Origin of the sequence: Nocardiopsis listeri (assembly GCF_020741345.1) — a bacterium.
GTDB lineage: Bacteria > Actinomycetota > Actinomycetes > Streptosporangiales > Streptosporangiaceae > Nocardiopsis > Nocardiopsis listeri_A.
This window is the reverse complement of record NZ_DYZD01000082.1, coordinates 1-24018: the sequence shown is the minus strand read 5'-3', so window position 1 is coordinate 24018 and position 24018 is coordinate 1. Positions and strand designations below refer to the sequence as shown.

Genomic DNA, 24018 nt, shown 5'->3' with positions numbered 1-24018 from the left:
GGAGCAGCTCCGTGTCGTCCTCGTCGGAGTGGGCGCGTTCGGTCTGCTGCGGGCGTGAGCGTTCGTAGGCCAGCTCGGTCTCCACCGCGATGCGCTGCCAGGTGAAGCGGGAACGGGCGCGGTCGACCGCGGCGATCCCGTAGGCGCTGCTCATGGTGGGCGTGTTGAGGACCGCGCGGACCGAACGGGCGACCTCGTCGGGGCGGCCGAAGCGCATGAGAACGCCGCTCGTACGGTGCAGGACCGCGCCGGGAACGGCACCCGTGGCGGTGGCCACGACCGGCAGACCACAGGACATGGCCTCCAGGACGGCGCCGCCGTAGGGGTCGTAGGAGGCCGCGGAGACGTACACGTCGGCCGAACGCAGCAGTCGGGGCAGCTCCTTGCGCTCCACCGGACCGGTCAGGTGCACGCGGTCGTCCACGCCGGCCTCCTTCGCCAGGAGTTCGATGCGACGGGCGTTCTCGTCGAGGGCGACCGTGAGGTCCTCGGCGGTGGACACCAACAGCAGTTCGGCCTCTGGCAGGCGGACCATCGCCTCGACCAGGCGTTCGGCGCCACCGGCCTCGGTCAGGGAGGTGACCGAGATCAGTCGGGGACGCTCCTCACGGCGGGAGTTCCAGGGCTCGGCGGAGGCACTGCCCTCGACGCTGAAGTGGTCGGAGTCCACACCGAACGGCACGACGCTCACGTGGTGACGCGGAACGCCCAGGCGGGCCAGCTCCCCCTGCTGGTCGGTGGAGTTGACCAGGACCCGGTCGGCACGGGAGGCCAGGATCGTCTCCATCCGGGCCCGATCCGGTCGGTGGGCGAGGCCGGAACGCTGCTCACTGGCGTTGAGTGAGTGGAAGGTCTGGACGATGGGGACGCCGCTCTGGTCCTTCTCGCTGTGCGCCTGTGCGTGCAGGGCGGCGAGACCGCTGGTCCAGCCGATGGCGTGCAGGACGTCGGGGGTGTCCTCGTCGAGGACGGCGGCCAGGGCGGTTCCGAAGGCTCCGGTGTGCTCTGCGTGGTCGGTCTCGTCGAGTACACGGGCGGGACCGGCGTCGAGGTGGGCGACGGAAACGCCGCGGGCCATCCGTGTGCGGCCCTCGGGCTGCTCGGGGTCGCTGCGACGGACGTAGACGGTCACCTTGTGACCGCGCTTGGCGAGCTGTCGGGACACGGCGCACACGTGCAGGCTCACCGGGCAGGCCGGTTCACCGCGGTGCGCGGGGAGGGGATTGGCGTGTTCGGCGACCATGGCGATCTTCACTGGGCTGAACTCCTTGGACACCGCCGTGGTGTCCGTCGTGGTTGGTCCCGGGGGGACTCCGGAGCGGGGAGTCGGAATCCTTCCGGGGCGTACGGGTCGGGCCGCCATGCCCTATGGCCACCGGTGCTTTCACACGGGAGTGAAAACCACCGGACGCCGTCGGGCACGGACCGGCGTGAGGTCTTCAGGGGAACGTGGCAGGCGCGGGTCCGGGCCCCGAGGGTGAGGGTGGCCGGGCAGCACGAAGGACCGCGCGCACGGAGTGCGAACGGTGCCGCGGTTCACGAGAGGGAGGATGAAGGGAGCGACGCATGACAGACCACACCAAACGACCTTGGAGAGAGGTTGAGCGCCACCGGGCGTACCTGCGTTCGAGGCTCGCGCGCGGGGCGGAGGTCGTGTGTGTCTGCGTCTTAGACACCCAACGGGCTCCATTGTGCCAGACCCTCGGCAGGCCGACAACGTGCTCTTGCTCCCGTCGGGCGCCCGAAACCTGGTGGAACGGCCGGTTCCGGTCGCCCATGGTCCTTCCGAAACAGGGCCCTGGGCTGCCGGTTCGTCGAACCTCCCGATCGGCACTGTCGGTAGGACTCGAGCAACGCTAGTGTCGGACCGGAACCGGGTCGGGATGACTCAGTGGCCCCTCAATCCCCCGTCTCCACACTTTTGGCGGTACAAAGGCGGACGGGAACTGCGCATCCGAGCGTTTTCCGCCATGATGTACACGGATTTTGAGCGACCTCCGTCTCGGTACGGTGACAGAATCCAGACGTTGAACGGGACTCGATCAAGGTCCGGCGGCTGCCGGGCAACCGGCCAAGGCCGACGAAACGGGAGGAAGGGCGTATGGGTGTCGCTGGTGGGGAAGTCATTGTCACGGCCCTCACGCACCGGGGCGCTATTCGCCCCGCCAACGAGGACTCCGTTGTCATGGGTGCTCTCACCGTCGCCAGTGCGAACATGACCTCCCCGGTCCGCTGCGTACTGCCGGTGGCCGAACCGGTCATCCTCGCGGTGGCGGACGGCATCGGTGGCCAGGCCGCCGGTGAGATCGCCTCCGAACACGCCGTGCACCGCATGGCCGAGATGGGTCCCCGTCTCAACAACCCCGAGGAGGTGGCCCAACTCCTCACCCACATCGATGAGGAGATCAAGGACCACGCCTCCCAACACCCGGAGTTCTCCGGGATGGGCACCACGGTCGCCGGGGTCCTGCTCAACAGCGACGGCAACTTCTGGTTCAACGTGGGCGACTCGCGGACCTACCGACTGGAGGGTCGACATCTGCGTCAACTCTCCGAGGACGACTCCCCGGCCCTGCCGCCCTCCGAGGACGGCCGTCCCGTCACGACGAACTTCATCACCCAGTCCCTGGGCGGCAGTTCCGGCGGCTCGATGGTCCCGCACGTGGGCCGTGACGAGTCCGCGGACCCCAGTGCCTGGCTCATGTGCAGCGACGGGCTCTCCGACCTGGTGCTGCTGGAGGAGATGGAACGCATCATCGCGGAGGCCGGCAGCGACGAGGCCGCCGTCCACGCCCTGTGGCAGGCCGCCATGGGCGCCGGTGGCAAGGACAACATCAGCATCCTCCTCGCCCGCCGCCGCTGAGGCGCGCGAACCGACGACGAAGGGGCCCGCACGCCGACGCGCGCGGGCCCCTTCAAGTGTCTCCTACCGGTTCTCTCCGGCCCCGGGGCGCTTGCGCATGCGCACCACGAGGACCGCGATCAGGCCGATGACGGCCAGGGCGGCGATGCCGCCGACCAACAACAGCGTGGTGGTGGAGGAACCCTCGGACGCGGGTTCCTCGGCGGCGGCCGGGGACTCCTCGACCTCCTCGGCCTCGGCGGGCTCTTCCTCCGCCGGCTCCTCCGGGGCCGCCTCGGCGACGGCCTCGTCGGTCACCGAGAAGGTGATGGTGTCCTGGATCGGGTGACCGTCGGAGGAGACGACGCGGAAGGCGATGCTGTACTCGCCGGCTTCGTCCAGCGGGGTCAGCCCCACGGACACCTCCGTGTCGCTGAAGTCGAGCGCGCCGTCTTCGTACTGGGTCTCACCGTCGGGACCTGTCACGACGATCGCGCTGCCGTCGCCACCTTCCATCGGCGCGTTGTTGAAGGTCAGCACGACCTCTTCGGGAACTGTCTCCAGGGTGGCGCCGTCCTCCGGGTCGGAGCCGGTGAGCACGTCGTGGGCGAGGGCGGGGGAGGGGGCCATCAGCAGGGCCATGGCGGCGAGGGGGGTGATCAGGGCGGCGGTACGGGTTCTCGACATGGATCTTCTCTCTCGGACTGTTCGGATGCGATTCGGGGTTGCCCCGTGACGTCGAGTACCGAGGTACTACGACGGCAGGAGGAGGGGCGCGGACGAACCGGGAGGCCCGCGGGGCCCGTGCGCGGTGAACGCCGGTGGAGAGGGTGCGGTGGACGGGATCGCGGAGTGCGACCGCCCGGGTGCGCGGAACGGGAGACCGTGAACGCGCAGGGGTCGGGGCAGGGCCCGGGAGACGGCGGTGCTGAGGAACCAGAGCGCGGACTCGCCGTGCGCGAGGAGCGCGGCGGCGAGCAGGGCGGCCCACAAGTGTGCGAACAACATGCCCGGCGTGAGGCCGAGTGCGTGGGTGAGCAACCCGTGACCGGCGTGACCGGCGCCCGCGGAATGGAGTTCGGGGCCCGCCGTCATCTGCAGGGCCATGTGCAGGACGACCTGTGCGAGGGCCATGACGGTGAAGATGTCGCCGAATCCCCGCATGATCCTGGTGAAGCGCCATAGGAGGCCGGCCAGGAACGCCGTCGCCAGGAGAAAGCCCCCGACTCCGGCGGGTGTGGCGGACCAGAGGTTGTGTCCGCCCCAGGCGAGCCCTGTGCACGCCACGGCGAGAAGCGCCGTGCGCGTGAGTCGAAGGGTGCCGTGAGCGGGTCGCACGATTACCGAACCTAAGCCGTGCCCCCGGGGGCCGCAAGACCCACGAGGGGCGGAAGATATGGGGCCGGACACGGGGGAGCCGCCGAATGCGCGGGGCACCCGGCGGCTCCGCCCGTTTCCGAGGGACGGGCCCTAGACGGCCGGTGCGAGTTCGCGGCGCATGTAGCGACGCTCCTCGGGGGTGGTCCCACCCCAGACTCCATGAGCCTCGCCGGCACGTAGCGCCCACCGCAGGCATTCCGGGCGAACAGTACAGCTGCGGCAGACGGCGAGGGCCTGTTCCGTGTCGACGCGACCGATCCCGGTGCTGCTCACCGGAAAGAAGATCTCAGGGTCGTACGAGCGGCAGTTGCCCTGCTCGACCCAGTCCTCACTGTCGTGATACAGGCGGTTCACGGGCGCCTCCGATCCCTGGTCGTTGGTCCCCACCGACGGTGTGGCCGCGGTGGGGTGGGCGAAGTTCGTGTCGTGCGGCCCGACCAGAGGCTCTTGACCCGGGCAGGCTGCGACGAAGCGTTGCGACCAATTGTAGTACTACATGAGGTCGTACTACACAGAGTCTGCTCCAAAATTCGCGAATGATCAAGGACGTTCGTCCGCACCAGGGCCCTTGTGCCCACGCCGGCGTCAAGGGAGTGGGGTGATCGGGGCGGGAGATGACGATCGGCGTGTCGCCTGCGCAACGGCGGTTTCCGCCTGTGCACAGCGATGCCCGAGGGGGTGGGCGCGTACTGTGTGAAGTGCGCCGCAGGTCTTCTGGGGCGTTATGTCGCGAGGTTCCCACCGAATTGATGTGACTTAACGCACGCTTAATGTTGCCTGTTCAGGCTCTATGTTTGACCCCGAGGCATGTGATCCGCTCGACGGGAGGCTGGGGGCCGCCCCGAAGGATCCGGGGCCTCCGCGGTCGCCGAACCCCCTGATGGGAAGGGCATGACCAGGGCTTTCGGTCGTGTTCGCGCCCCGCTCGAAAGCGCAGGTCGGGTCGGCCTAACGCTGCTAAATAGACGAGCCATACCCGCCCCTGATCGGCTCAAACATCTGCGCGGAATCTCGCTGAAACATCTTTGAACTTCGTTCGCTAAATTCGGTCGACGTGCCACAACAACGAACGAACCTCCAAGCACGCGACCGAAACGACGACGGGGCCCAGGGTCACCGGACCGCCGAGGGCGCGGGCCACGAGGGCGTGCGCTTGACGCATCCCTCCCCGGAGGACGGGCCGCACATGTGGCGGTTGGCCGGCGAGACGGGGATGGACGTGAACTCCCCGTACGCCTACACGCTGTGGTGCCGGGACTTCGCCGCGACGAGCGTCGTGGCCAAGGACGCCGACGGCCGAGTGGCGGCCTACGTCACCGGTTACATCCGTCCCGACAGCCCGGACACCTACTTCCTCTGGCAGGTCGCCGTCGACTCCGCGTATCGCGGACAGCGGCTGGCCCGCCGGATGCTCGACTTCATCGGCGACACGTTCGCCGATCAGGGTGTGCAGTACCTCGAAGCGACCGTCACCCCGGACAACGCCGCCTCTCGTGCCCTATTTGCGTCATTTGCCCGCAATTGGGGTACTGAGGACGTGTGGAGCCCCCTCTTCACCGAGGAGCACTTCCCGTCCGACGGTGACGCCCACGAACCCGAGGACCTCGTACGTATCGGCCCCGTCGGGCCTACGAGCGACAACCCAGACGACTGACCGTCCGCAACGGATCGAACGCGATCCTGTCCCACACCCCTCGTCTAAGCCATGAGCCCACGAAGTTGGGGAAAGGAACCAAGGAACATCACGATGGAGACCTTCCAACGCCTCGAGTCCGAAGTCCGCGGATACTGCCGTAACTGGCCGGTCGTCTTCGACAAGGCGGTCGGAGCTCACGTATACGACGAGAGTGGCAAGCCCTACCTGGACTTCTTCGCCGGCGCAGGTTCGCTGAACTACGGGCACAACAACCCGGAGCTGAAGAAGCCGCTCATCGACTACCTCATGGACGACCGCATCGTCCACAGCCTCGACGCGTACAGCGTGGCCAAACGGGAGTTCCTCAAAACCTTCGAGGACGTCATCCTCAAACCCAAGGGGCTGGACTACAAGGTCCAGTTCCCCGGCCCCGCCGGAAACAACGCGGTCGAGGCCGCGCTGAAGCTGGCCCGTAAGTACACCGGTCGCCAGACCATCATCAACTTCACCAACGGCTTCCACGGGATGACCCTGGGCGCCCTGGCCGTCACCGGTAACTCGATGAAGCGCGGTGGCGCCGGCGTTCCGCTGGACCACGTGGCGACCATGCCGTTCGACAACTACCTCGACGGCAAGACCCCGGACTTCCTGTGGCTGCGCACGCTGCTCGACGACAGCGGCAGTGGCCTGGACGCTCCGGCCGCCGTGATCGTGGAGTCCATCCAGGGTGAGGGCGGCATCAACGCCGCCAGCGCCGAGTGGCTCCGCGGGCTGTCCGCCCTGTGCAAGGAATACGGCATCCTGCTGATCCTGGACGACATCCAGATGGGCTGTGGCCGTACCGGTCGGTTCTTCAGCTTCGAAGAGGCCGGCATCGTCCCGGACATCGTCACCCTGTCCAAGTCCATCAGCGGCTACGGCCTGCCGATGGCGCTCACGCTGTTCAAGCGAGAGCTGGACGTGTGGGAGCCCGGGGAGCACAACGGCACCTTCCGTGGCTTCAACCCGGCCATGATCACCGGTACCGAGGCCCTGCGACGCTACTGGAGCGACGACTCCTTCGCCCAGGCCACCCTGGCCAAGGGAGCCATGGTCGAGGCCCGCCTGTCGGAGATGGCCGCCGAGCACGCCGAGTTCGGCGCGCACGTCCGGGGCCGTGGTCTGGCCCGCGGTCTGGCCTTCGACGCCGAGGGCGGTCTCGCCAAGAAGGTCGCGGCCGAGTCCTTCGAGCGCGGTCTGCTCCTGGAGACCTCCGGTCCCGAGGACGAGGTCGCCAAGCTCCTGCCGCCGCTGACCATGACGGACGAGGAACTCACCGCCGGTCTGGACATCATGGCCGACGCCGCCCGGGCCGCGGTCAAGAGCGCCCAGCCCGCCTGACCGGAGTAAGTACGACTTCGGGGCCGGTCGACGTTTCCCGACGGGAACGTCGACCGGCCCCGTACCGTGTAACCAGCGCATATTCACGCGCACCAGAACGTTAAGGAGACCCAAGTGATCGTTCGCAGCATGGACGAGGTCAACGACACCGACGCCGACATCAAGACCGAGAACTGGCGGAGCCGTCGGATCGTCCTGGCCAAGGAGAAGGTCGGCTTCTCCTTCCACGAGACCGTCCTGTACGCGGGCACCGAGTCGACGTTCTGGTACGCCAACCACATCGAGCTCGTGCACTGCATCGAGGGTGAGGCCGAGCTGACCAACGAGGAGACCGGCGAGAAGCACATCATCACGCCGGGCACCCTCTACCTGCTCAACGGCCACGAGAAGCACACGGTCCGTCCCAAGACCGACTTCCGCGTGCTGTGCGTGTTCAACCCGCCCGTCACCGGGCGTGAGGTCCACGACGAGAACGGCGTCTACCCGCTGGTCGTGGAGGAGGACGCCTGACAGGCGTCTGGCAGGACCGCTCGATGGGCGGGGACCGGTTCCGGTCCCCGCCCATCGTGGTTCCGAGGGTAGGAAGCCCAGGGTGACGGGCATAAGAACCCAAAGTCACCCCGCACAGGTGACCGGCCTGACTAGGCCTTACGGTCCGGTCACCCGATGAATCGCAGCTCATAACCAGTGCATAACGGACCAAACATGTTCAGTTACTGCAGGGCGGGCCAGGGGAGAAGAGACTCCGTACCAGCGCCGTTCTCCCGTGTACCCGGCTGACGGTCTGGTCCGCGGGCAGGACCCGCGGCATCAGCCACTTGAGGCGATCCACCATCCGAATGTGCGGTGTCCCCGCCCTGTCCTTCGGCGGAGACTCCGCTCTCGAATTTTCGAGGAGCAGTCGTGAAGAATCAGGGACCAGCGCGTCGGCGGGGAACCTGGGGCCGCCGAGACGCATTCCGCTTGGGAGGCGTGGGACTCGCAACGGCCGGTCTTGCGGCGTGCAGCCGGGTCGATGAGGGCGGCGCCGGCGGCGAAGGAGAGGGCTCCCTTCTGGAACGCCTCCGCGAGCAGGGTTTCGTCGCGGTCGGACTCGCCAACGAGATCCCCTTCGGATTCGTCGACGACGCCGGTGACCCGGCGGGCCAGTCGCCGGCCGTGGCCCAGGCCGTCTTCGAGGAACTGGGTGTTCCCGAGATCCAGGCCTCCCCGGTCAACTGGGACGGTCTCATCCCGGGCCTGAACGCCAACCGCTTCGACGTCCTCGCCGCCGGTGTGTTCATCACACCCGAGCGCTGCGAGCAGGTCGCGTTCTCCGAGCCGACCGCCACCTCCCCGGAGGCCTTCATGGTCGCCGCGGGCAACCCCGAGAACATTCAGCACTTCGAGGACTTCGCGGACAACCCGGACCTCAGGCTCGCCGTGCTGAACGGCTCGGTCGAGCAGACCTACGCCGAGTACTTCGGGGTTCCGGAAGACCAGATGGAGCTCATCGGCAACCAGACCGCCGGCTACGAGCTCCTGGAGAACGGCCGTGTGGACGCCGTCTCCATGCTGAGCGTGTCGCACCACTACCTGCTGCAGGAACGCGGCGGCGACTTCGACGTCAGCGAGCCCTTCTTCCCCGTCATGAACGGGAACGAGGAGAAGGGCTGGGGCGGTCTGTGCGTGCGCCAGGACGAGACCGAACTGCTGGAGGAGATCAACCGCGTCGTCGCCGAGTTCACCGAGAGCGGTCGCCTGCTCGAACTCGGCGAGGAGTGGGGCTTCACCGAGGACGACCTGCCCGACGGTACGAGCACCGCCGAGCTCTGTGAGGGCTGATCCCTCTTGGAACAGATCAACTTCCTGATCGAACGGTTGCCCAGGTTCCTCGACGGGGCCTGGGTCACCGTTCAACTCACCATCGGTGGCGCCGTCCTGGCGTTCGTCCTCGCCATGATCTTCGGGATCCTCGGCACGTCCGAACACCGGTTGCCACGCGCCATCTCCACGATCTACGTGGAGGTCTTCCGCGGGATCGCGGCCCTGGTGCTGATGTTCTGGATGGCGTACGCGCTGCCCATCGCCACCGGCTTCCAGCTGGAGGACAGGTTCGCGGCCATCCTGGCCTTGGGTTTGAACGTCGGCGCGTACGGCGCGGAGGTCGTGCGTTCGTCCATCAACGCGGTCCCCAAGGCACAGGTCGAGGCGACCGTCGCGCTCAACTTCAGCTGGTTCCAGCGGATGCGTCTGGTCGTGATCCCACAGGCCTGGGCCCAGATGCTGCCGACCTTCGGCAACCTGATCATCGAGTTGATGAAGGCCACGGCCGTGGCCTACCTCATCGGTGTCGCCGACCTGGCCGCCGTCGCCCAGCAGCTGCGAGAGGCCACGGGTGAGACCGTCGTCGCCTACAGCGGTGCGCTCATCCTCTACTACCTGATCGCGCAGGTGCTCATCTTCGGTATGCGACTGCTCGAACGCCGCGCCAACCGGAAGCTGGGACGGTCGCCCTCCGGCGGCCAGGGATTGCTCTCCATGCTGCGCCCGCCCACGATCGGTACCAAGGTGGGGGTGGCCAAGTGAACCTCTGGGATCTCGAGTGGATCATCGACGTCATGCCCGACCTGCTCGGTGGCCTGTGGGTCACCGTGCAGATCACGGTCATCGCCTACCTGATGGCCCTCGCGTTGGGCCTGGTCATCGCGATCGTTCGTCGGGTGCCGATCTTCGGATCGATCCTGCACTTCGTCATGGAGTTCATCCGTACGACGCCGCTGGTCATGCAGCTGGTGTTCGTCTTCCTGCTGGCGCCCTCGACGGTCTCCGGCATGACCGTGGGCATCCTGGTCCTCGGCGTGCACTATTCGGCCTACACGGCCGAGGTGTACCGGTCGGGGATCGAGGGGGTGTCCAAGGGCCAGTGGGAGGCGGCGCGGGCACTCAGCCTGCCGTCCCATCGGACCTGGGGGGCGATCGTCCTTCCGCAGGCGATCCGCAAGGTCATCCCCGCACTGGGGAACTACCTGATCGCGATGTTCAAGGACACCCCCCTGCTGTTCGCCATCGGTGTGGCCGAGCTGCTCACCGAGGCCCAGCGCGTCGGTAGCGCCGACTTCCGTATCGTCGAGGCGTTCACGCTGGTCGGGTTCCTGTTCCTGGTCGTGAGCATCCCCTCCGCGATTTTGATTCGACGACTGGAGAAGCGATATGTCGCCGTCTGATACCCCCGAGAACACGATGGCACCGGGTGTCGATGGCGACGGTGCCGGCCACGCCGCGGAGAACCTGATCGTCTTCGATCGGGTGGTGAAGCGGTTCGGCGACCTCACGGTCCTGGACCACCTCGACTTCGCGGTCGCCCCCGGTGAGCGCGTCACGCTCATCGGACCGAGTGGTTCGGGCAAGACCACCATCCTGCGTCTGCTGATGACGCTGGAGAAGGTCACCGAGGGCCACATCTGGGTCAACGGAGAGCCCTTCAGCCACATGAGCAGGGGTTCCGGCATGGTCCGCGCGAGCGAGAAGTACCTGCGGGCCAAGCGCAAGCACATCGGCATGGTGTTCCAGCAGTTCAACCTGTTCCCCAACATGAGCGTTCGCAAGAACATCATGGAGGCGCCGGTCAACGTGCTCGGCCTGAGCAAGGACGAGGCGAGCCACCGCGCGGAGGAGCTTTTGGACCTGGTGGGGCTGGGCGACAAGATCGACGCCCACCCGACCCAGCTGTCCGGTGGCCAGCAGCAGCGTGTGGCGATCGCCCGCGCGCTGGCGATGCGACCGGAGATCCTGCTCCTGGACGAGGTCACCTCGGCCCTGGACCCGGAGTTGGTCGCAGGTGTGCTCGACGTGCTGCGCGAGGTGGCCGAGACCACCGACATCACGATGCTGTGCGTGACCCACGAGATGGGCTTCGCCCGCGACGTCTCGCACCGTGTCCTGATGTTCGACAAGGGACGGATCGCCGAGGAGGGTCACCCGGACCAGATCTTCGGGGACCCCCAGGAGGAGCGGACCAAGTCCTTCCTCAAGTCGGTCCTGGAGAACGGCCACTAGGGGCCTGATCGGCTTTGCGGGGATCCGCCCGGACCATGACGACGGTCCGGGCGGATCCCTTTTCCATGGTCACACGTGGTAACGACATACCGTAGTCATTAAGTCGCTTTTAGTTTTCCCCGGGGCAGAATGGTTGTTCTGAGGCAGGGGGGACTCTTGTGACCATAGTGCGAAGATGGGGGCTCACATGGATGATCGTGCTCGCGGTGGTCCTCGTCGTCGGGCCGCTGCTCGCCAATCCGGTCCTTCGGGACGAGGTCTTCGATGACACGTCCGTCCTGTTCCTGATCGCCTGGACACCGATGTTGTTCGCCGGCCTTCTGTCCTGGGGGCTGGTCTGGTCGTTGGGACGGAGGGACCAGCTGGACCGGCGGGTGCGGGCCGCGATGGAGGGACATCCGCTCGGTCGGGAGTTGCTCTGGCAGGCACTCCTCATCGTCTGCTTCGTGGTGTCGATGGTGGTGCTCTCCGGGGTGCTCGCCTTCTACGGCGAGGAGACCGGAACCGTCCCGGACCTGGCGATGTCGGTGTCCCTGGTGTCCCGGTTGCTGTTCCTCTTCGCGCTCCCCCTGCTGATCATGGACCGCTCCGGCCTCACGCTGGAGGGCCAGGGGACCGTCATGCCCACGGTCGCGCTCAAGGTGAGGGAACCCTGGCGCTGGCTGGGACTGATCCCGGTCTTCGCGGCGACGGTGACGATCGGGTACCTGATCGTGCCCTACATCGGGCTTCCGGAGCCCTCGCTCACCCTGTTCGCCATGCTGCTCGCGTTCGCCTTCATCGCGGTCTGCGAGGAGATCTTCTTCCGCGGGATGATACAGACCCGGCTGGAGATCCTCCTGGGGCGCTGGGGCGGCATCATCGCCACGTCCGTGGTGTTCGCGCTGACCTACGCGCTGATCCAGCCCTACGACGCGGTCTCCCAGCTCACCGGGGGGGACCTGGTGCACGATACGGGTCTGTCCATGCTGACCTACGCCACCGCGAGCATGCTCTACGGCTACCTGTGGGCCTGCTACCGCAACACCTGGATCAACGTCCTGTTGCGCATGGCGATCTTCGTGCTCATCCTGCCGCCCGACCTGGACGTCGGCATCTGAACCGCATGTATGGGTACAGATGATGAATAGAGGCCTCATTGCGGTCATTTCCCCCTCGCGGGGATGTCACCGCCTGGTCATGGAAGAGGGGGAGTCTGCCACCTGTGAGCACGGAAACAGCGCCGACACCCGCGGAGACCGGCAACGCGGAACCGCCCTCCGACAGATTCATGGACCGTGAGGAGGGGTGGCTCCGCTTCAACCAGCGGGTCCTCGAACTCGCCGAGGACGAGGACATCCCCCTGTTGGAGCGGGCGCGGTTCCTCTCGATCTTCTCCGGCAACCTCGACGAGTTCTTCATGGTGCGCGTCGCCGGGCTCAAACGACGCCTGGCCACCGGCCTCTCGGTGCCCTCCGCCAGCGGGCACCACCCCAAGGCCCTGCTGGAGCGGATCTCCCTGTTCACACACGAACTCGTGTCACGACAGACCGCCTGCTTCGCGAAGAGCGTCGCCCCGGCCCTGGCACAGGAGGGCATCGGCATCGTCCGCTGGAACGAGCTGGACAGCGGTGAACGCGAGTACCTGCACGGATACTTCCGCCGCTCCGTCTACCCCCTGGTGACACCCTTCGCGGTCGACTCGGCGCACCCGTTCCCCTACATCTCCGGTCGCTCGCTGAACCTCGCCGTCACCGCACGGGATCCCGGTGACGACCGGCGCATGTTCGCCCGGGTCAAGGTGCCCGCCTCCCTGCCGCGCTTCATCGAGCTCACCGAGCACGGGGGCGGCCGCTACGTCCCGGTCGAGGACATCATCGCCGCCCACCTGCCCCAGCTGTTCGAGGGCATGGAGGTGGTCGAACACCACGCCTTCCGTGTCACCCGCAACGCCGACCTGGAGGTCGACGAGGACGAGACCGACGACCTCGTCCAATCCCTGGAGAACGAACTCCTGCGTCGCCGCTTCGGACCGCTCGTACGACTGGAGGTGGAGGAGACCATCAGTGACGAGGTCCTGACCATCCTCACCGACGAGCTCGGTGCCGAGGACGAGGAGATCTATCGGGTGCCCGGGCCCCTCAACCTCTCCGGACTCTCCCAGATCGCGGACGCCGACCGCCCCGACCTGAGCTTCCCGCCGATGGTCCCGGTCGAACCGCGCGCGCTGACCTCCGGTGACCTGTTCGCCGCCGTCCTCGAACGCGAGGTCCTCGTCCACCACCCCTACGAGTCCTTCTCCACCACCACCGAACGCTTCCTCGCGTTGGCCGCGACCGACCCACAGGTCGTGGCGATCAAACAGACCCTGTACCGCACCAGCGGGGACTCTCCCATCGTGGAATCGCTCATCGAGGCGGCCCGCGGGGGCAAGGAGGTCGTGGTCCTGGTGGAGGTCAAGGCCCGCTTCGACGAGCAGAACAACATCCAGTGGGCGCGAAAACTGGAGGAGGCGGGCTGCCACGTGGTCTACGGGGTGATCGGTCTCAAGACCCACTGCAAGCTCTCCATGGTCATCCGCCAGGACGACGAAGGCCTGCTGCGCCGTTACTGCCACATCGGCACCGGCAACTACAACCCGAGTACCGCCCGCGTGTACGAGGACCTGGGCCTGTTCAGCGCCGCGGCGGAGGTGGGCGAGGACGTCAGCGACCTGTTCAACGGTCTCACCGGGTTCTCCCGCAAGCGGCACTACCGAAGGCTCATGGTGGCGCCGTCCGGGCTGCGCTCGGGTCTGCTCCGGCAGATCGACACCGAGATCGCCAACGCGGAAAAGGGCGAACCCGCGCGCATCCGTATCAAGGTCAACTCGTTGGTGGACGAAGAGATCATCGACGCCCTCTACCGGGCCTCCCGGTCGGGGGTCGACGTGGATCTGTGGGTGCGAGGCAGCTGCGTCCTGCGCCCCGGCGTGCCCGGGTTGTCGGAGAACATCCGGGTCCGCAGCGTCCTCGGCCGTTTCCTGGAACACTCCCGGGTGTTCGTCTTCGCCAACGGTCGGCGACCCCAGGTGTGGATCGGTAGCGCCGACCTGATGCCGCGTAACCTGGACCGTCGCGTGGAGGCGCTGGTGCGTGTCGCCGACCCCGAACAATGCCGGCGCCTGATCGGTCTGATGGACCTGGCGATGGCCGACACCACCTCCACCTGGCACATGCGCTCCGACGGCACGTGGGACCGTTTCACCCACGACGAAGAGGGCCGCCGGCTGAACGACCTCCAGGAGACCCTTCGCGGCGACCGTCACCCGCGGATGGTGGACGCGTGAACCCGGGCGGCTACCTGGAACCCATCCGGGCCGGCGGCGCCGTCCTGTGGCGTGACGGCGCGAACGGCCGTGAGGTCGTACTCATCCGTCGTCCGAACCGCGGTGACCGGACCCTGCCCAAGGGCAAGTTGAAGAACGGCGAGCACCCCATCGGCGGCGCGGTCCGCGAGGTGGAGGAGGAGACCGGGCTGGTCCCCGTGCTCGGTCGTCGGTTACCGACGCAGCGCTACCTCAAGGACGGTTGGCCCAAACAGGTGGAGTGGTGGGCGGCCACCCCCGGGAATCCCGGCGGGGAGATCGACTACGAACCCAACGACGAGGTCGAATCCGTCGAATGGGTGCCCGTGGGGCAGGCCCGCGAAAAGCTCACCTACGCACACGACGCCAAGGTCATCGACGACTTCCGGGCGGGCCCCGCCCGGACCTTCCCCATCATCCTGTTGCGGCACCTGGCCGCGGGGGACAAACGCGCCTGGAACGGCAGCGACCTTCTGCGTCCGCTCGACGAGACCGGGCGGGCCGAGGCCCTGTCCCTGCCCCGGGTGCTCTGCGCCTACGGGGATCTGCGTGCGGTGTCGTCGGCGGCGGCGCGTTGTACCGAGTCGTTGCTGCCGTACACGGTCGAGTGCGACGCGCGGATGCGCACCGAACCCGCCTTCACGGTGGGCCGGGATGGCAAGGGATACGAGGTGGATCGGGCCCGGGAGGCGTTCGCGCGCGTGCTCGACGAGGGGCTTCCCACAGTGGTTTGCACGCACGGGGAGTTGGTCCCGGAGCTGTTGACCGAGGCGCTCACCCGGTTCGGTATGCCGTTGTCCCGACAGAGAGGGCTGCGCAAGGGGTCGTTCTGGGTGCTGCACGTGTCCGTCGACGGTGCCTTGGCCGCGGTGGAGCGACACCACGTGCGGGAGTGACATGATGCGTGCATGGCTGAACACATGGTGGCGCGGAGCGTCGTGGTCGATGCTCCGGCCAAGAGGATCTTCGATCTGCTCGCCGATCCCGCTCGGCACCCCGAACTCGACGGGTCCGGCACGGTGCGCGGGGCGGTCTTCGGACCGGACCGGCTGGAGTCGGGCTCGGAGTTCGGCATGGACATGCGGATGATGGGCTTGCCCTACCGGATGACCAACCGGGTGGTGGAGTTCGAGGAGGTCCGACTCATCGCCTGGAAACACGTGGGGTCGCACCGTTGGCGCTACGAGCTGGAGGAGATGGACCCGGGGCGGACCCTCGTCACGGAGACCTTCGACTACACACGGGGACAGACGCTCTTCTACGTCCTGTCCGGGGCACCGGCCCGCAACGCCCGTGGGATCGAGGAGACCCTGGTGCGTCTCAAGCGGGTCGCCGAACAGGGCTGAGGATCACCCCTGGTGGTGGCCGTGACCGTCGGTGGGAGGCGGCCCCGCCCATCGACGCGCCGACACGGCACCTCCCGAAATGACCTAAAGTTCGGCAAGGGCCCGCGAAACCCCTCGCCCCCCGGCCACCGAGGCGTCGGCAAGTGCGGGCTCGTTGACGACGGTCGATGTGGAAGTCGGGAGACCAGTGGGTGCAACGAGCTTCGGTGACGTGTGGCAGGACGTGCTGTCCGTCCAGCCCGACCCGGAACAGTGGATCATCGTCACGGCGGCCGCGATCGCCCTGGCGGCCGTATTGCTCGGTCCGCCCTGGAGGGTGGCTCGCAACGTCGTCACCATCGCGCACGAAGGCGGACACGCGATCGTGGCACTGATCAGCGGCCGTCAGCTGACCGGGATCCGCCTGCACTCCGACACCTCCGGGGTGACGGTCTCCCGAGGCAAGCCCACCGGCATCGGCATGATCCTCACGGTGTTCGCCGGCTACGTCGCGCCCACCGTCATCGGCCTCCTCGGCATCCTCATGCTGATGTCGGGCCGCGTCACCGCACTGCTGTGGCTGAGCATCGTCGTGCTCGCCGCCATGCTGCTGATGATCCGCAACCTCTACGGCGTGATCTCCATCGTCGTGACCGGCGCCGTGGTCTTCGGTGTCAGCTGGTTCACCCCGCACGAGGTCCAGGCGGCCTTCGCCTACCTGTTCATCTGGTTCCTGCTCTTCGCGGGCGTGCGCCCCGTCATCGAGCTGCAGAGCCAGCGGATGCGTCAGCCCTCCCCGCACTCCGACGCCGACCAGCTCGCCCGACTCACCGGCCTGCCGGGCACCCTGTGGGTGATGGTGTTCCTGCTCGTGAACATCGCGGTCACCGGCCTGGGCGTGTGGATGCTCCTGTTCCAGTGACCTTCGGGCACGACGAAGGGCCCCGCGGCGGAGTTCGCGGGGCCTTTTCTACGTGAAAGGGCGCTTCCGTCAGGCGGTCTGCGGCGCGGCGAGCGCCTGCGAGACCGAGTCGAACACCGGGATGCGGGTGTCCAGGGACGTGATGCGCAGGGTCTGCAGGACCCGTGGCGGGGCGGCGGCGATCACCAGCAGCGCCCGTTGTTCCTTGGCGAACTTGTGCGCTCGGATGAGGACGCGAAGGCCGCTGGAGTCGATGAAGCGCAGGTCGGTGCAGTCGAGTACGACGCGGCCGAACGGCTGCGTGGTCAGGGCCCCCGTAGCGGCATCCTGGAAGCGGGCCTCGGTGGCCATGTCGATCTCCCCGTCCAGGGCCAGGACAAGTCCGGACTCGTGGAGGGTGGAAGCGATGGTCAGGTCGGGCATTGCGACTCCGGCGTACTCGGGCCCAGCCCGATGGGTCGGCGAGGCGGACCACAAGTCGTCCCACCGGGGACGTGTGGCGACCGGTGCGTTGGTTGCGTTACCGCGTGAGCCAAGCTGATGGTTCATCAAGTTCCTTGCGTGGTACCCCGGACCGGATGCCGGGGGAGGAAACGCCTTTCTCGCCAGGTTTGCTCGGAAAAGCACGGCACTTCTGGAACGTCTGTGTCAGGCCCGAAAGTTCCTGAAGCGATGCTTGTCATCGGTGATGACGGATGATCGAGGGCCGTGAGGCTCGGTGTTCGACGGACCCGGGTTCGACGGGGTACGTCGTGGACCGACGGCGATAAGGCCCTCTGGGATGGAACCCACCGGTGTCGACGGTCATTCCCCGGCGTCCCGCGTCGGAGTCGACGGCCGGTCCGGAGCCTGGCCCGGGCCCCGCTCCCGGGGGCCACGGTGGCCTGCTGGGATCTCGGTTCACCGGGGTCGTTACAGCCACGGACCTTACCACAGGGTCGTGGCCTATTCGTGACGTGAGTGACGCATGCCCGTGCCTGTGTGGTTTGCCTTTCTCGGGGCGGATGGTGTAGGGGATGGGTCCGTTCGGGTCGTCGGTTCCGGTTCCGCGGACTGATCCCGTTGTTGGAGTGCCCAAACGCAGACCGAAAGGGTCAACGGAACCGCGACGGTCAGCGCCAGCGCCGGAATCGCCACCCCCGAATCGTTGGCGGCGAAGCCCACCAGAGCCGTCACGAGGGAACCCGTGAGCCCTGCCCGGAGTGTCGGAGCGTACTCGTAGGCCCGCTGGAGCGCTCCGATCCGCCACTTCGTTGGCCGATTGAGGACAACGAAAAGGAACACCAGAGCCCCCGCCGACAGCAGGGTGAGCTGCCAGTTGCCCAGGGTGCCCAGCATCGCCCCCAGCTTGCGGGCGAGCACGGTCCCGGCCTCCCCGTGCAGCACCTGATCGGCGAAGACGCCGAAATGGCTGCGCTCCGCGGCCGGGCGCTGGTGGTCCACCCAGGACAACAGGGTGATCACCATCACCGCCGTGATCCCCGCGATGGCGAGTCGTGGAACGGTGACACGCACCCCCGCGATCATCATCGAGGTCACCGCCAGGCCCGGGATCAGCGCGACCACCCCACCGAAGTCGGTGCCCAGTCCCGGCCACCCGATGACGAGCACCGAGGCGACCCCGATGGCCAGGGCCGTGGCCACCGCCGCCCGCCGTCGGCCCCGAACGATGAGGGTGTGCGCGATCCCGGTCACCGCCATGAGCATGCCGGTGGCGAAGGTCGCGAACGCGATGTTGCCGATCCCGTGGAACCGGCCGCCCACGATGGGGGAGTACCCGGTGGGCGAGTTCATCTGCAGGTGCGCGCCCGAGCACAGGTCCAGGAACAGCACCAGCGTGGTCGCGCCCGCCACCACCGTCATCGGGCCGAGGGCGCTGTGCCGCCACGGCCCCGCCATCGCCGCCGTCACCACCAAGGCGTCCACCACCAGTACCGACAGCAACAGGGCCAGGGACGGCAACGGCGCGGACCACCACGGGACGAGGTTGGCCAGGTAACTCGCCACGGGGAAGGCCGCGCCCGCCAGCGCCACCGTCCGGGTGAGCGACAGCACCAGAGCACGTTTGCCCCTCTGCCCGTCGGAGTACCGGTGCAGGGCGTAGGCGGCCGCCGCGTAGATCAACAGTTGCAGGGCGACCAGACCGCTGAAGAAACCCGGGATGGCGGCGCCCACCACCACCGCGGCCGTATTGAAGTCCACCAACCGTTCCAGAGAGGTCTCCGTGGTGGCGGGACGTTCGCTCAACCGCCAGACCCGGCCGCCCGTGGGTTCCTCCGGTCGCATCCCCAACGCCTGGAGAACGGTCTCGGTGGTATCGGTGAGGGCCACCAGGCCGGGCCTTCGGGTCGACTCCGAGACCAGGTAGGCGGAAGGGCCCGCAGGTCCGTGCTCGGTCATGTGGCCGGTCACGGCCGCGGTGAGCCGGGACGGACCCGCGTCCATGGACACGCCCACGACCATCAGCGAGGCGCCGGTGGGCAGGGCGCTCGTCAACGCGGTGAGCCGGGAGTCGAGGCTCTCCAGCGCCTCCGCGCGGGCCTCCTCCGATACGTCCTCGGGCCGCATCTCCTCCCGGCCGTCCTCCATGGTGACCGGGGCCGGATAGAGGTGGGCGAGTTGGGGCAGGTCCACCACGGCCAGGGACACCCCGTCGAGCCGTTCGGGGGTCACCTCACGCGCCGACTCCAGGTAGTGGTCGACCCGTCCCGAGGCGTCGGCGGCGCCCAACGCGGCGCCGGGGCCGGCGGCCAGGGTCGATCCGCCGTGGTCGCGAACGGTCTGCCCGAGCAGACCCACGGGCGCGGCGAAGGGCGAGTCACGGTTCGCCGCCACGAGGTCGGAGTGACCGGGAACGACGGCGCCGGAACCGTCCGAAAGGGGTTCGGGCGCAGACTCGCAGGTCGTGAACCGTGCCCGCTCAGCCGAGGCGCGCTGTCCCGCCGACACCGACAGCCAACCGTCGACGGGGCAGGTGCGGGAGGTGGCGGTGCGGATCGACACGTTGCCGACTGCCCCGTCCCCGGCCAACGCCCACAGGGTGGGTGTGCGCTCGGGGGTGACGTCCTCCCAGAGAAGCCCGGGGACCCCGACCAGGACCACCGGGGACGTTTCCGTCTCGGCGAGCGCGGACGTGGGCGCCGTGCAAAGGAGGGCCGCCAGGGCGATGAGGAGCGTGCCCAGGCGCCCTCCCCAACGCGGGTCGGCCCCGGGACTCGGTGCCATGGCGGCCCCCTGATCGCGCGTTCGCCCTGTCGGTCGCGCTCACCCTAGTGATCGGGGGGCGCGCACAGAGGGAAAGCGGCGGTTTCGGGATCTTCGGGTCGATCCCGTGGGCATCAGCCCTGGACGCCCCACCGCTTCAGCGTCTCCTCGGTGTCCGGAAGCGGTCTGCCGCGGGTGACCTCGCCGGGCGTGCGATCGAATCGGGGCGCGGGGCCTGCGACGACCCGGTCGCCCTGGCGGGTGAGCGCGCCGCGGGCCCGCACGTGCGGGTGGTCGGGGGCCTCCGCCAGGGACAGGACCGGCATGACACAGGCGTCGGTGTTCTCGAACACCTCACCCCACTGGTCCCGGGTGCGGGTGCGCAGCACCTCGGCGAATCGTGCCCGCAACAGCGGCCACTTCCCGGTGTCCCACTGGTCGGGGAGGTCCTCGCCCGCCAGGCCGGTCCCCTCCAGGAACGCGGCGTAGAACTGTGGTTCGATGCAGCCCACGGACACGTGGCGACCGTCGGCGCACTCGTAGACGTCGTACCAGGGCGCTCCCGTGTCGAGGTAGTTGGTGCCGCGCTCGTCACTCCAGAAGTCGCGCGAACGGTCCTCGTGCAGCATCGACATGAGCAGGGCGCTGCCGTCCACCATCGCCGCGTCGACCACCTGCCCGCGCCCGGAGGTCTGCCGTTCCACCAACGCGGCGAGGATCCCGGTGACGGTGAACATGGTGCCGCCGGCGAAGTCGCCCAGGAGGTTGACCGGGGGGACCGGCGGGCCGCCGGCGCGGCCGATGGAGTGCAGGGCGCCGTTCACGGAGATGTAGTTCATGTCGTGCCCGGCGGTTTTCGCCAGTGGACCCTCCTGGCCCCAGCCGGTGACGCGTGCGTACACCAGGCGCGGGTTCGATTCGAGGCAGTCGTCGGGGCCCAGCCCGAGACGTTCCATCACCCCGGGGCGGAACCCCTCCAGGAGCACGTCTGCCCGGGAGACCAGGTCACGGGCGAGGTCCAGGCCCCTCTCGGACTTGAGGTCGGCGCCGACCACGGTCCGGCCCTCGCTCATGTGCGGGCCGGGGGCGCCGGCGTGAAGGGCCTCGGCGGCCCGGGGCCGATCGACCCGGACGACGTCGGCCCCCAGGTCGGCGAGGAGCATGCCCGTCATCGGAGCCGGTCCGAGACCGGTGAACTCGACGACGCGGATTCCGTTGAGAGGTCCCATGGGTGCCTTTCGGACGCGAGCAGTACTAGAACGGCGTTCGGTTCATTGTGCAGGCCGAGCCTGTTCGGCGCCAGTCCTCGTTTTCGGTCAGTAACAAACCCTTTACTCAGCGTGGTATTAATGTGGCCCTGTCCCACCTCGAAAGAAGGGTGATCCACCCATGCCCGGCGGACGCAGCACCAAGGGCCGAAGGCGCGCCCCATTCCCCGTCCCCGCCTCGTGGTGGCCGCCGTCGTCACCGGTGCGGTCACGCTCACCCTCGCCGGCGGCGGCACCGCCCTGGCGACGGACCGGAGCGTCACCGTCGACGTCGACGGTGTGGAGACGACCGTCCACACCTTCGGTGGAACCGTCGCCGACGCCCTGGCGGAAGCCGGTGTGCAACTCGACGAGAGCGACGCCGTGGCCCCTTCCCTGGAGACACCCGTCGGAGCCGGAGACCACGTCATGGTCCGCTCCTCGAGACGGCTCACCGTGGAACTCGACGGCCACCGGGCCGATCACCAGGTCAACGCCACCACCCTCGACGAGGGTCTGGACCAGATCGGCCTCGACCCCGAAGGCGTCGAACTCTCCCGGGCGCACACCACCGCCATCCCCGCCGACGGCCTCACCGTCACCGCCGAACGCGCGCCCCGCGTGGTCGTCATGTACGACACGATCCGCTCCGAGACCCGCACCACCGGGGACACCGTCGCCGACGTCCTCGACGCGGCCGGGGTCGAGCCCGGCGAACACGACGTCGTCAACCCCGAACCGGACGAGCCCGCCGAACCGGACATGGTCGTTCGGGTCCTGCCGGTCCTCGACGAACCCGAGGTCGAAGAGGTCGTCATCGAGGCAGAGACCGTCGAACAGGAGGACCCCGACCGCCCCGAGGGCGAACGCGAGGTCGTCACCGAACCCGAGGACGGCCTCAAGGAGGTCACCACCGCGACCGTCCTGCGCGAAGGCGAGGAGGTCGAGTACGAACTCTCCGAGGAGATCGTCACCGAACCCGTGGAGGGCCTGGTGGAGGTCGGTACCAAGGTGGAGGAGGACCCCGCACCCGGGGCGAGCGGCGCGGCGGCCGGCCTCGACTGGTCCGGGCTCGCCCAGTGCGAGTCGGGCGGCGACCCCACGGCGGTCAACTCCGCGGGCGGCTACTACGGCCTCTACCAGTTCAGCGTCACGACCTGGGAATCGGTCGGCGGCAGCGGACTGCCCTCCGAGGCGAGCCCGGGTGAACAGACCAGCCGCGCCCAGGCTCTCTACGACACCGTCGACGGGAACTGGCAGAGTCAGTGGCCGCAGTGCGGCACACACCTCTTCGACTGAAGGGACGAGCGGGTGGGCGGTGGCCGGCAAGATGTGGGGGTGACACAGACACCCGCACCCGACCCCGCCGAGCACTCCCGCCTGCTCACCCCCGCCGACGTACGTGAGCTCGCCGAGCGGTTCGGTATCCGGCCCACCAAGACCCTGGGCCAGAACTTCGTCATCGACCACGGCACGGTCCGCCGCATCGTCCGTGTGGCGGACGTCGGCGCCGACGACGTGGTCGTCGAGGTGGGGCCGGGACTCGGTTCCCTCACCCTCGCCCTCCTGCCGCACGTGCGACAGGTCACCGCGATCGAGATCGACCCGGCGCTCGCCGAGGCCCTGCCCGGCACCGTCGCCGTCCACGCGCCCGACCTCGCCGACAGGCTCACCGTCGTTCCAGGCGACGCCATGCGCATCACGGAACTCCCTGGACCCGAACCCACCGCCTTGGTGGCCAACCTGCCCTACAACGTCTCGGTGCCGGTCCTGTTGCACCTGCTCGAACTGCTGCCGTCCCTGCGCAGGGTGTTGGTCATGGTGCAGTCCGAGGTCGCCGACCGGATCACCGCCACGCCCGGTGGCCGCATCTACGGGGTGCCCTCCGCGAAGGTCGCCTGGTACGCCGCCGCCAAACGCGCCGGCGCCGTGGGACGAAACGTGTTCTGGCCCGCACCCAAGGTCGACTCCGGGCTGGTGGAACTCGTGCGCCGCCCCGTCCCCACCACCAAGGCGTCCCGAGAAGAGGTCTTCGCGGTGATCGACGCCGCCTTCGCGCAGCGTCGTAAGACGCTACGGGCGGCCCTGGCCGGCTGGGCCGGTTCCGCGCCCGCCGCCGAGGTGGCCCTGCGCGCCGCGGGCATCGACCCGCGGACGCGAGGCGAGTCCCTGGGGATCGAGGAGTTCGCGGCCATCGCCGAGCACCGACCGGCTCAGTCCTCGGAGGCCTTGGTCGAGTCCTGAACCCTCGGGGCCCCCGACGGGTCCGGGCGCGAACGCAGCAGCGCCCGGGCCACTCCGGCGAGTCCCAGGCCCGCGAACAGCACCGGGAGCAACCACAGGGCGTTGAAGTCCCAGGACCCGCTGCCCTGCACGACGAACACGACCGCCAGGCCGAGGAAGAGCACCCCGGCGACCAGTGAGCCGCCGTCAATCCCGCGCTTGGTCATAGCGAACCTCCAGTACTCCGACCCTGGTGTCGGTCTTCACGTTCACCACGGGTACCTCCGCCGCCTCAGATCGCGGCAACGGTCCGACCGGCTCGAACGACTCCTTGTACGTGAGGTCGTACCCGTGCCGGTCGTCGTCTCCCTCCTCCGGAGCGTGCACGGCTCCGAACGTCACGTGCCCGTCCAGTTCGACCCGCACGCCGTCGGGTATCAACACGATCAACACGCCCTGGTCGACACGGGCCGTGACGTCCACGCTCTGTCCGGGC

Annotated in this window: 23 protein-coding genes and 1 pseudogene; 15 read left to right on the top strand and 9 right to left on the bottom strand. The window is 68.3% G+C overall.

Going from position 1 to position 24018, the window contains the following annotated elements; translation table 11 throughout:
* Positions 1–1255: glycosyltransferase (locus K8V84_RS05545; protein ID WP_304071264.1), on the bottom strand; the 1255-nt coding region annotated here is incomplete at its 3' end.
* Between the two features lie 846 nt (positions 1256–2101).
* Here K8V84_RS05545 and K8V84_RS05540 point away from each other — a divergent pair.
* On the top strand, positions 2102–2863 hold the full coding sequence (locus K8V84_RS05540) for a PP2C family serine/threonine-protein phosphatase (protein ID WP_304071261.1): 762 nt from the start codon (positions 2102–2104) through the stop codon (positions 2861–2863).
* Between the two features lie 63 nt (positions 2864–2926).
* Here the strand turns inward: K8V84_RS05540 and K8V84_RS05535 are convergent, their stop codons facing one another.
* The 3 genes from K8V84_RS05535 to K8V84_RS05525 form a co-directional block, all read right to left on the bottom strand.
* Positions 2927–3529 (bottom strand): copper resistance protein CopC, encoded by a 603-nt coding sequence (locus tag K8V84_RS05535; RefSeq protein ID WP_304071259.1) that lies wholly within the window; start codon positions 3527–3529, stop codon positions 2927–2929.
* 66 nt (positions 3530–3595) lie between these two features.
* Positions 3596–4180, bottom strand: a complete 585-nt coding sequence (locus tag K8V84_RS05530) for a copper resistance protein (protein WP_304071255.1) — start codon at positions 4178–4180, stop codon at positions 3596–3598.
* Between the two features lie 132 nt (positions 4181–4312).
* Entirely contained in the window at positions 4313–4576 is a 264-nt protein-coding gene (locus tag K8V84_RS05525) for a WhiB family transcriptional regulator (RefSeq protein ID WP_067608003.1), read from the bottom strand.
* Positions 4577–5369: 793 nt separating this feature from the next.
* Between K8V84_RS05525 and ectA the strand changes: the two genes are divergently transcribed.
* The 12 genes from ectA to K8V84_RS05465 all read left to right on the top strand — a co-directional run bounded on the left by ectA (position 5370) and on the right by K8V84_RS05465 (position 16848).
* Entirely contained in the window at positions 5370–5876 is a 507-nt protein-coding gene (gene ectA, locus K8V84_RS05520; RefSeq protein ID WP_304071274.1) for a diaminobutyrate acetyltransferase, read from the top strand.
* 93 nt (positions 5877–5969) lie between these two features.
* Entirely contained in the window at positions 5970–7238 is a 1269-nt protein-coding gene (gene ectB / locus K8V84_RS05515; protein WP_304071251.1) for a diaminobutyrate--2-oxoglutarate transaminase, read from the top strand.
* Between the two features lie 114 nt (positions 7239–7352).
* Positions 7353–7748, top strand: coding sequence for an ectoine synthase (locus K8V84_RS05510; RefSeq protein ID WP_304071248.1), 396 nt, complete (start codon positions 7353–7355; stop codon positions 7746–7748).
* 462 nt (positions 7749–8210) lie between these two features.
* Positions 8211–9062 carry an ectoine/hydroxyectoine ABC transporter substrate-binding protein EhuB gene (ehuB, locus tag K8V84_RS05505; RefSeq protein WP_304071246.1) on the top strand — a complete coding sequence of 284 codons (852 nt, stop codon included), beginning with the start codon at positions 8211–8213 and terminating at the stop codon, positions 9060–9062.
* Between the two features lie 15 nt (positions 9063–9077).
* Positions 9078–9806, top strand: a complete 729-nt coding sequence (gene ehuC / locus K8V84_RS05500) for an ectoine/hydroxyectoine ABC transporter permease subunit EhuC (protein WP_304071271.1) — start codon at positions 9078–9080, stop codon at positions 9804–9806.
* 32 nt (positions 9807–9838) lie between these two features.
* A complete protein-coding gene (ehuD, locus tag K8V84_RS05495) occupies positions 9839–10444 on the top strand; it encodes an ectoine/hydroxyectoine ABC transporter permease subunit EhuD (RefSeq protein WP_304071268.1) in 606 nt (201 codons plus the stop codon).
* Entirely contained in the window at positions 10431–11276 is an 846-nt protein-coding gene (gene ehuA, locus K8V84_RS05490) for an ectoine/hydroxyectoine ABC transporter ATP-binding protein EhuA (RefSeq protein WP_304071243.1), read from the top strand. Before ehuD ends, ehuA begins: the two co-directional genes overlap by 14 nt.
* A gap of 191 nt (positions 11277–11467) precedes the next feature.
* Positions 11468–12376 (top strand): CPBP family intramembrane metalloprotease, encoded by a 909-nt coding sequence (locus K8V84_RS05485; protein ID WP_304071241.1) that lies wholly within the window; start codon positions 11468–11470, stop codon positions 12374–12376.
* A gap of 104 nt (positions 12377–12480) precedes the next feature.
* Positions 12481–14583, top strand: a complete 2103-nt coding sequence (locus tag K8V84_RS05480) for an RNA degradosome polyphosphate kinase (RefSeq protein ID WP_304071239.1) — start codon at positions 12481–12483, stop codon at positions 14581–14583.
* Positions 14580–15497, top strand: a complete 918-nt coding sequence (locus tag K8V84_RS05475; RefSeq protein WP_304071237.1) for an NUDIX hydrolase — start codon at positions 14580–14582, stop codon at positions 15495–15497. Before K8V84_RS05480 ends, K8V84_RS05475 begins: the two co-directional genes overlap by 4 nt.
* A gap of 12 nt (positions 15498–15509) precedes the next feature.
* Entirely contained in the window at positions 15510–15947 is a 438-nt protein-coding gene (locus K8V84_RS05470) for an SRPBCC family protein (protein ID WP_304071234.1), read from the top strand.
* A gap of 211 nt (positions 15948–16158) precedes the next feature.
* Entirely contained in the window at positions 16159–16848 is a 690-nt protein-coding gene (locus K8V84_RS05465) for a M50 family metallopeptidase (protein ID WP_304071266.1), read from the top strand.
* Between the two features lie 69 nt (positions 16849–16917).
* Here K8V84_RS05465 and K8V84_RS05460 read toward each other — a convergent pair whose 3' ends face one another.
* The 3 genes from K8V84_RS05460 to K8V84_RS05450 form a co-directional block, all read right to left on the bottom strand.
* Positions 16918–17271 (bottom strand): STAS domain-containing protein, encoded by a 354-nt coding sequence (locus K8V84_RS05460; RefSeq protein WP_304071231.1) that lies wholly within the window; start codon positions 17269–17271, stop codon positions 16918–16920.
* 522 nt (positions 17272–17793) lie between these two features.
* On the bottom strand, positions 17794–20073 hold the full coding sequence (locus K8V84_RS05455; protein ID WP_304071228.1) for a hypothetical protein: 2280 nt from the start codon (positions 20071–20073) through the stop codon (positions 17794–17796).
* A gap of 113 nt (positions 20074–20186) precedes the next feature.
* A complete protein-coding gene (locus K8V84_RS05450; RefSeq protein ID WP_304071226.1) occupies positions 20187–21281 on the bottom strand; it encodes a CaiB/BaiF CoA-transferase family protein in 1095 nt (364 codons plus the stop codon).
* Between the two features lie 219 nt (positions 21282–21500).
* Here K8V84_RS05450 and K8V84_RS05445 point away from each other — a divergent pair, with 219 nt between their 5' ends.
* Together K8V84_RS05445 and rsmA are read left to right on the top strand one after the other, a co-directional pair.
* The gene (locus tag K8V84_RS05445; protein ID WP_304071225.1) at positions 21501–22598 is read left to right on the top strand and encodes a resuscitation-promoting factor; all 1098 of its coding nucleotides are present in this window, start codon (positions 21501–21503) and stop codon (positions 22596–22598) included.
* A 33-nt stretch (positions 22599–22631) separates the two neighbouring features.
* Entirely contained in the window at positions 22632–23543 is a 912-nt protein-coding gene (gene rsmA, locus K8V84_RS05440) for a 16S rRNA (adenine(1518)-N(6)/adenine(1519)-N(6))-dimethyltransferase RsmA (protein ID WP_304071224.1), read from the top strand.
* Here the strand turns inward: rsmA and K8V84_RS05435 are convergent.
* Together K8V84_RS05435 and K8V84_RS05430 are read right to left on the bottom strand one after the other, a co-directional pair.
* Positions 23513–23749, bottom strand: a complete 237-nt coding sequence (locus K8V84_RS05435; RefSeq protein ID WP_304071222.1) for a hypothetical protein — start codon at positions 23747–23749, stop codon at positions 23513–23515. The two genes, rsmA and K8V84_RS05435, sit on opposite strands and share 31 nt — an antisense overlap.
* Positions 23730–24018: pseudogene (locus K8V84_RS05430) on the bottom strand (hypothetical protein); the annotation flags it as partial. The gene K8V84_RS05435 and the pseudogene K8V84_RS05430, both read right to left, overlap by 20 nt.